This is a genomic window from Bradyrhizobium sp. (assembly GCF_049798375.1).
Lineage (GTDB): Bacteria > Pseudomonadota > Alphaproteobacteria > Rhizobiales > Xanthobacteraceae > Bradyrhizobium.
In genome coordinates this window covers 1-7,088 of the sequence record NZ_JBARGP010000026.1, presented here as the reverse complement: position 1 = coordinate 7,088, position 7,088 = coordinate 1, and the positions used below count along the sequence as shown (strand labels likewise).

General features: G+C 65.1%; 6 protein-coding genes and 1 pseudogene. 2 read left to right on the top strand and 5 right to left on the bottom strand.

Features of this window, described 5'->3' with window-relative positions:
* Positions 1–709: TRCF domain-containing protein (locus WA702_RS00975; RefSeq protein ID WP_425108655.1), on the top strand; the 709-nt coding region annotated here is incomplete at its 5' end.
* A 155-nt stretch (positions 710–864) separates the two neighbouring features.
* Here the strand turns inward: WA702_RS00975 and WA702_RS00970 are convergent.
* Positions 865–2,172 (bottom strand): MFS transporter, encoded by a 1,308-nt coding sequence (locus tag WA702_RS00970; protein WP_425108654.1) that lies wholly within the window; start codon positions 2,170–2,172, stop codon positions 865–867.
* A gap of 297 nt (positions 2,173–2,469) precedes the next feature.
* On the opposite strand from WA702_RS00970, the gene WA702_RS00965 reads away from it, so the two are divergent.
* Complete coding sequence (locus tag WA702_RS00965) at positions 2,470–3,159, top strand: dienelactone hydrolase family protein (protein WP_425108653.1); 690 nt, start codon at positions 2,470–2,472, stop codon at positions 3,157–3,159.
* A 240-nt stretch (positions 3,160–3,399) separates the two neighbouring features.
* Here WA702_RS00965 and WA702_RS00960 read toward each other — a convergent pair whose 3' ends face one another.
* The 4 genes and pseudogenes from WA702_RS00960 to WA702_RS00945 all read right to left on the bottom strand — a co-directional run.
* On the bottom strand, positions 3,400–3,795 hold the full coding sequence (locus WA702_RS00960) for a PRC-barrel domain-containing protein (protein ID WP_425108652.1): 396 nt from the start codon (positions 3,793–3,795) through the stop codon (positions 3,400–3,402).
* A gap of 71 nt (positions 3,796–3,866) precedes the next feature.
* Positions 3,867–5,099, bottom strand: a complete 1,233-nt coding sequence (locus WA702_RS00955) for a GGDEF domain-containing protein (RefSeq protein ID WP_425108651.1) — start codon at positions 5,097–5,099, stop codon at positions 3,867–3,869.
* Between the two features lie 90 nt (positions 5,100–5,189).
* Positions 5,190–6,698: an AMP-binding protein gene (locus WA702_RS00950; RefSeq protein ID WP_425108650.1), complete on the bottom strand. Its 1,509-nt coding sequence runs from the start codon at positions 6,696–6,698 to the stop codon at positions 5,190–5,192.
* Positions 6,699–6,750: 52 nt separating this feature from the next.
* Positions 6,751–7,088: pseudogene (locus WA702_RS00945) on the bottom strand (ABC transporter substrate-binding protein); the annotation flags it as partial.

Genomic DNA, 7,088 nt, shown 5'->3' with positions numbered 1-7,088 from the left:
CCTGCCGGCCCAGCAGAAGATTTCGGCGCAGGCCGAGAAGCGGCTCACCGTGCTGCAGTCGCTTGAGACGCTCGGCGCCGGCTTCCAGCTCGCCAGCCACGACCTCGACATCCGCGGCGCCGGCAATCTGTTGGGCGAGGAGCAGTCCGGCCACGTCAAGGAGGTCGGCTTCGAGCTGTACCAGTCGATGCTGGAGGAGGCCATCGTCAACCTCAAGGCCGGCGTCACCGAGCCGACTGTCGACCGCTGGTCGCCGCAGATCACCATTGGTATGCCGGTGCTGATTCCGGAGGATTATGTGTCCGATCTCTCGGTGCGGCTGTCGCTGTATCGCCGGCTGGCCGATCTCGAAACCGACGACGAGATCGACAATTTCGCCGCCGAATTGCGCGACCGCTTCGGCAAGCTGCCGGACGAGACGCGCTATCTGTTCAAGGTCGCCGCGATCAAGAACTACTGCCGCCGCGCCAATGTCGAGAAGGTGGACGCAGGCCCCAAGGGCGCGGTTATCTCTTTCCGCGATAATTCGTTCGCGCAGCCGGACCGGCTGGTGTCGTTCATCAAGCGGCATGGCCAGGCCGCCAAGGTGCGGCCCGACATGAAGGTGGTGTTCCTGCAAGTGTGGGAAACTCCGGAGGAGCGGCTCGCCGGCACGACTGATATCCTGTTGCAGCTTGCGGAACTGGCAGAAGCCAAGAAGGCGGCGTGAGCGCCGCCCGTCATTGCGAGCAGCACAAGCGACGAAGCCCGGGGGTGCGCGCGTGACTCTGGACGGCTTTGTTTGCAATGACGACGGCATGCGTATTTGTTCGCGCGGCGCGTCTAGCGTGCGGACTAATCGATGCGTATCACTCGGGGCGGGAGCTAACCTGCCGACGCTAGCCGCTCGTCGGTCGTGACGATCGAAGCCCTGCTGCGCGGCAGGACGAAGTGGATCACCAGGGTTGCGATGACGTAGACGCTGGCGCAGACAAAAAACACGATGGTGTAGTTGTTGCCCGTCGCGTCGAGCACGCGGCCGATGGCTGCGGCGGAAAACGCTCCCGCTATGGAGCTAATGCCACCTCCGAGCCCCACGGTTGACGCAACCGCACCACGCGGCATGGTGTCGGATACCAGTGTAAACAGGTTGGCGGAAAATCCCTGGTGAGCTGCCATGGCGACACCGATCAGGACGACCGCAGCCCACATGCTGTCCATCTGCGGCGCGAGGAACACCGGCACGGTGCAGGCCGCGCAGATCAGCAACGCGATCTTGCGGGCGGAGAACACGTCCACTCCGCGCTTGATCAGGGTCGAAGAGACCCAACCGCCCGCGATCGAGCCGGCATCCGTGAGCAGGTAGATGACGACGAGCGGCAAGCCCACAGCAAACAACGTAACGTGGAATTTGCTATTGAGGAAACTCGGAACCCAGTTGTTGTAGAACCACCAGGCAGGATTCGTGAGCACGCCACCAACGATGTAAACCCAGGTCCCGGGATAGGCCAGCAACTTGGTCCAGGGAATTTTGTCTGCCGCGACTTCAGGGTCGCTGTTGATGTAGGCGAGTTCGCTCGGCGACACCCGGGGATGCTCCGCGGGGCTGCGATAGATGATCAGCCAGTACACGACCCAAACCAGGCCGACTGCACCGGTCACGTAGAAGCCAGCTTGCCACCCAGCCAGGCTGACGACGAGCGCGCCGATGAGGGGCGCCAGCATCGCGCCGACATTGCTGCCGCTGTTGAAGATGCCGGTGGCCAGCGCGCGGTCACGTACCGGAAACCAGGTTGCGATGGTCTTGATGCAGGTCGGGAAGTTGCCGCCTTCACCGAGACCGAGCACGAGGCGGGCGACCATGAAACCGGCGACTGACGCGACCAGGCCATGCGCCATCGACGCCAGGCACCACAGGATCGCGGCGGCGGCCAGGCCATAGCGAATCCCGATCTTGTCGGTGAGCCACCCCATGCCCGCATAGCCGATTGCATAAGCGAACGAAAAGAAGAAGATGATATTGCCGAAATCGGTCTCGCTGAAATGTAGATCGCCCTGGATCGTCGGCTTGAGCACGCCGAGAATGTTGCGATCCATATAGTTGATGGTCGTAATGAGGAACAGCGATGCGCAAATGACCCACCGATAGCGCGTGGAGGCCTTTGCGAAGGCTTGCAAGTTTGGCGTATTCATCAGACCCTCCCGAGATCGCCCATTGGATGTGCGTGGTTTGGCCGCGATACCGCTGCTAGCGCTGCTGCGTCGTCAACGGCCGCGCGGTCGTTCATCGTGTGTAGCCAAGCCCCACCGGCACCGCTTTCGAGCCTAGCGTAGGAATCGGCGCTATGCCAATGTAAGGTTGTGCCAAACCCGCGGGAGGTCAGCATGCGAACGAACATAATGGGAGCGCTTTGCACCATAGCCATGGTCGCCAGCGCACACGCAGCAATTAGGGAAGAGCCGGTCACGTACACGGACGGCGAGACCACGATGAAAGGCTTTGTCGTCTACGACGACGCGACTGAAGCCAAGCGACCTGGCATCGTGATGGTGCATGAATGGTGGGGCATCACCAAGCACATCCATAACGAGGCGCGGAGCCTGGCGGAGCAGGGCTATACCGCCTTCATCGCCGACATGTACGGCGACGCCAAGACCGCCGACAACCCGAAGGACGCCGGCGCGCTGTCGAGCGGAGTCATGAAGGACCCGAAGGCGATGGAGTCGCGCTTCAACGCCGCGCGGGAGCAACTCGCCAAGCAGGCCTCGGTCAATCCCCAGCGGATCGGCGCCGTTGGCTACTGCTTCGGCGGCGCGGTGGTGCTGAACATGGCGCGGTCCGGCGCTGACCTCGCCGCTGTTGCGGGCTATCATGCATCACTTGGTCTCAATACCCCTGCGCCGGCGCCGGGAGCCGTCAAAGCGAAAATCCTCATCCTGAACGGCGCGGACGATCCCTTCGTGAAGCGCGAGCAGTACGATGCGCTCAAGAAGGATTTCGACGCGGCGAAGGTCGATTATCGGATCATCGAGTATCCCGGCGCTGTGCACGCGTTCACGAACCCCGAGGCAACCGAGCTTGGCAAGAAGTTCAACCTGCCGCTCAGATACGACGCCAAGGTGAACGAGGAAGCGAAGGCCGAGGCGACCAAGTTCTTCGCCGCTGACCTGCAGAAATAAGCCAGAGGCCGCCGGCATGGTGGCCTTGCGACGCGAAGCCATCCAGTGCGCAGGGTGGGCAAAGGCGCTCTTGCGCCGTGCCCACCGACGGCGCCATGGAAGAGCGCGGTGGGCACGCTTCCGCCTTCGCCCCTTGGGCTTCGGCGGACAAGTCGCGTTGCCCACCCTACGGGATCTACAATTAAAAGCAGCCGCCGGTGTTGCCACCGGCGGCTGTTGGCTCAACGGTTCAGGCCGTTATTACTTCGGATATTTGAACTCCGGCGCGGCCTTCAGCGCGTCCTTGGTGGTGTTCATCGACGCCAGCCATTTGTCGTTCTTCTGGTCGTAGCGGACGTTGACCGAGGACGGCGACACGGCAACGTAGTGCTCGCCCATGCCGAGGAAGCCGCCGACCGAGAGGATCAGCGCGTCGACCTGGTTGTTCTTGATCGCGAGATCTGAGATCTCGCCGACGGTCTCGTCCTTCTGATTGACGACGTTCACACCCTTCAGCTTCGAGCTGAACATCTCGTCCTTGGACACCGTCGAGAACTTGGCCTCGGCGGGCGCGTTGCCGACGGTCTTGCTTTCCGCAGCGAGCGCAGGTGCGGCAAACACGGCAAGCGACGCGGCGATCAGTGCAATCTTCTTCATTGTTGTCCTCCAGTGAGAATTGCTGCTCACTAATGCGGAGGAACGAATAATGGTTCCGCGGATGGCCGCGCTCAGGACGCGGCGCGGTTAATTTCATCGTAAAGCCGCGCCAGCAGGCTGCGGGCGGTATCACCTGGCCTCAATGCTGCGACTGATATCGAGGGATCGATGCGGGCGCCGCGCCGGCCATGCGAGGTGTGGCGCATCACCGCGGAGAGCCGCCGCGTGATCGCTTGTGCCGATCGCAGATCGGTGTCCGCGAACACGACGATGACCGAGCCGTTGTCCTCATGCGTTCCGAAATCCATCCGCCGCATCAGGCGGCTGATGATGCGGGCGCCGTCGAACTGTGCCCGCGGGTGGTCGGGATCGAAGCCAAAGCGAGCCAGCGCGAGCAGGCCGCCCTGCGCTTGCGCGTGGGTCACGGCGGCGGCGAAATCGCGTGCGAAAGCGGGCTTGGTCAGCAGCCCGGTCTGCGGATCGAGCAACCCGCCGGCGTCGATCGCACGCAAGGTGCGGTTCAGCCGCGCCTCCAAAGCATGCTGGCGGATCAGCGGCAGCGCGTGGGCAGCAATGCGCGCGGGCTCGCCATGAACGATCTCGAAATTGGCGAGCTCGGGTGCGTGAGCGTCGTGCGGCGAGGTCAGCACGACAGCGAGATTGCGGAATCGGGTGTCTTCGGAGAGCACGGTGAGGAAGGCATCGACCACGCGCGGCGAAAAACCTTCGCCGAGCACGACGCCGTCGATGTCACGGCTCGAGAGATGCTTCGCGGCGGCTTCAATTGAGAGCGCGCCGACCACCGCCATGCGCTCGCCGAGGGCCACCGACAGGGCCGGATAGGAAGCGCCGCGGCCGAGCAGCAGCACGGTGGCATCATCGAGCGGATCGGTATCGGGCAGGCTGGTCTCTGCCGCCTTCTTCTCGCCGAGCCGGCGCAGCACCGTGGCGTGCAGGGTGCGGACGCGCAGCGCCGCGCGCAGGCGGCCGAGCAGACGGTCGATCGTCTCGCCGCTTTGCGCAAAGGCCATAGCGTTGTCGGGCAGCACGCCCTCGGCATTGAGCGCGACCAGCGGCAAATAGACGTCTCGGGAAGCGGTATGCCGGGCAAGCATCGCGACATCGGCGGCGGCGGCACCGGCCATCACCGCCAGCACCGCGACCGGCTGCATACGCTCCACGGCATGCGCCGCCTCGCGCCAGCCGACCTCGACGATGGGAAACAGTTTTGCGGCATCCAGCGCGGCCGTCAGCGCAGGCCGCGCGGCAGCGGAGACAAGAAGAAGCGGGCCCTGCTGGGACATCCGGGTACTCGGAACACGAACTCTGGGTGCGCGATCCTAGGTCTGGCCCGTTAACGCGGCGTCAACGATGCTGGAAGCCCGCACCATCGGCTAGCCCGCCGGCGTGGCGCGGTCGCGGAACGCCTCCACCATCAGTGGATTGAGGCCGAGCTCGGCCAGCGCCTCGCGGGCGCGGGCATTGTCGAGCGCCCGGCCGGCCAGCCGGTGGCCGCTCAGGCGGTCGGGCAGGGCCGTGAGCAGGGCGCCCTGGCCCAGCCGGCGCGACCATTCGTGCAGGTCCTGCGCCAGGAAGCGATAGCCGCCGACCCCCATCACCCCGGCGGGCGGTGCGGTGATCGAGATCGTGTCGTGGGCGCGGTCGTGACGGACGGAATATTCGGTGTCGACGTAATCGCGTGGCGGCGCCGGGACCAGGGAGTCGCTCGGCGGCGGCGGTGGCGCGTAGGCCGGCACCACCACCATCGGCCCGCGCAGGCCCAAGGTGCCTTTCGCGGTGATCAGCACCTCGCCTGAAATCGACGAGCCGGGGGTGTCGCGCGGCACGCCATGCCGGCCGGGACGCACTGGCCCCGGCGCGCCGTCGGGCGACTGCCGCCGCACCCCGAACAGCCCGGCCTCGCCGAACAGATAGACGTCGGTCATCTCGACCTCTCGCGCGGTCCAGGCCGGGCTGGAGGAGACCTGCTCGGGCGCGCGCCACAGGCCGATGACATGGCGCAGGTTCGGCAGCCGGGCCGGGAGCCTGCACTCATCGAGCTTCAAAGCCAGCTGCGCCGGCGCGATCAGGGTATCGCAGCCGTCCTCAGTAAGCTGCTGTTCCAGCACCTCGGGATCGAACGGGTGGTGCAGCGCCAGGCTGCCGCCGGACAGCAGCCACATCACCACGGACGAGGCGAGGCCGGCGAAGGATGACGGCAGGAAGGCCGACATCAGATTGGCGCCCTGCGGCAGGTCGCTCTCGAGCGAGATGGCCAGCCCGCCGGCGATCAGGCTGAGATGGGTGCGCGGCACGGCGCGGAAACCGTCCGCGGTGACATCGAAGGTGATGATCGCCGCCTTGCGGCCGTCCTGGAGCAGGCTGCGCTTGGACCCCGATGGCCGCGCGATTACCTGGTCGAGCGAGAACATGCCTTCCGGCAGATCGGTGCCGAAACCGCAGACATGGCGGATCGAGAACGCCTCTGCCGCTGCGTTCATCGCGAGGTCGGCATGAACAACGCCGTCGACCCTAGTGGTGGTAACGATCGCCCGCGCGCTGATGCGGTTCAGCGCTGCGACCAGCTCGGCCTGCCGCCACAGCAACGGGAACACAGCGACCACGAGGCCGGCGCGATGTGCGGCCAATACGGTGAGCATGAACTCGATGGTGTTCGGCAGTTGCACGGCAATGACGGAATTGGCGGGCAGGCCGGTATCGATGAAATGTCCGGCCAGCGCGGAGATGATGCGGTCGGCCTCGGCATAGGTCAGCGACTGCGGCGGCTGGCCGGTGATCCGCTGCTTGTTGATCGGATCGACCAGCGCGACCGCATCCGGCTTGCGTGCCAGGATGCGCTGGAACAATGCGTCAAGGGTGGGCGACGTGCTGACCTGGTTCACCTGTACCCCCGTGTTGTCCCGGATGCCGCGAATCTCGAAGCATCGCGGTCGATCATTTCGGCGCTGAGCTTGGCCGTTGCCACCAGCTTTCCGGGAGCGATCCCGTTAAGGCGGTCGTGCTCGGTCGTTCTATCCGATTCCAGCGCGCAATCCATTCGTCCGCGGCGTTAAGCACTGGAATAGCGTAGAAACCGGCCATCAGGACACGGTCCAGAGCGCGGACGGCGGCGATGAAGGCCGGCCTGTCGCGGGCGCGCAACAGTGCCGCGATCATGGCGTCGATGGCGGGATCCTTGGCGCCCATGTAGTTGCGGCTGCCGGGCTGGTCGGCAGCCTCGCTGCCCCAGTAGAACGACTGCTCATTGCCCGGCGACAGCGACTGGTCCCAGC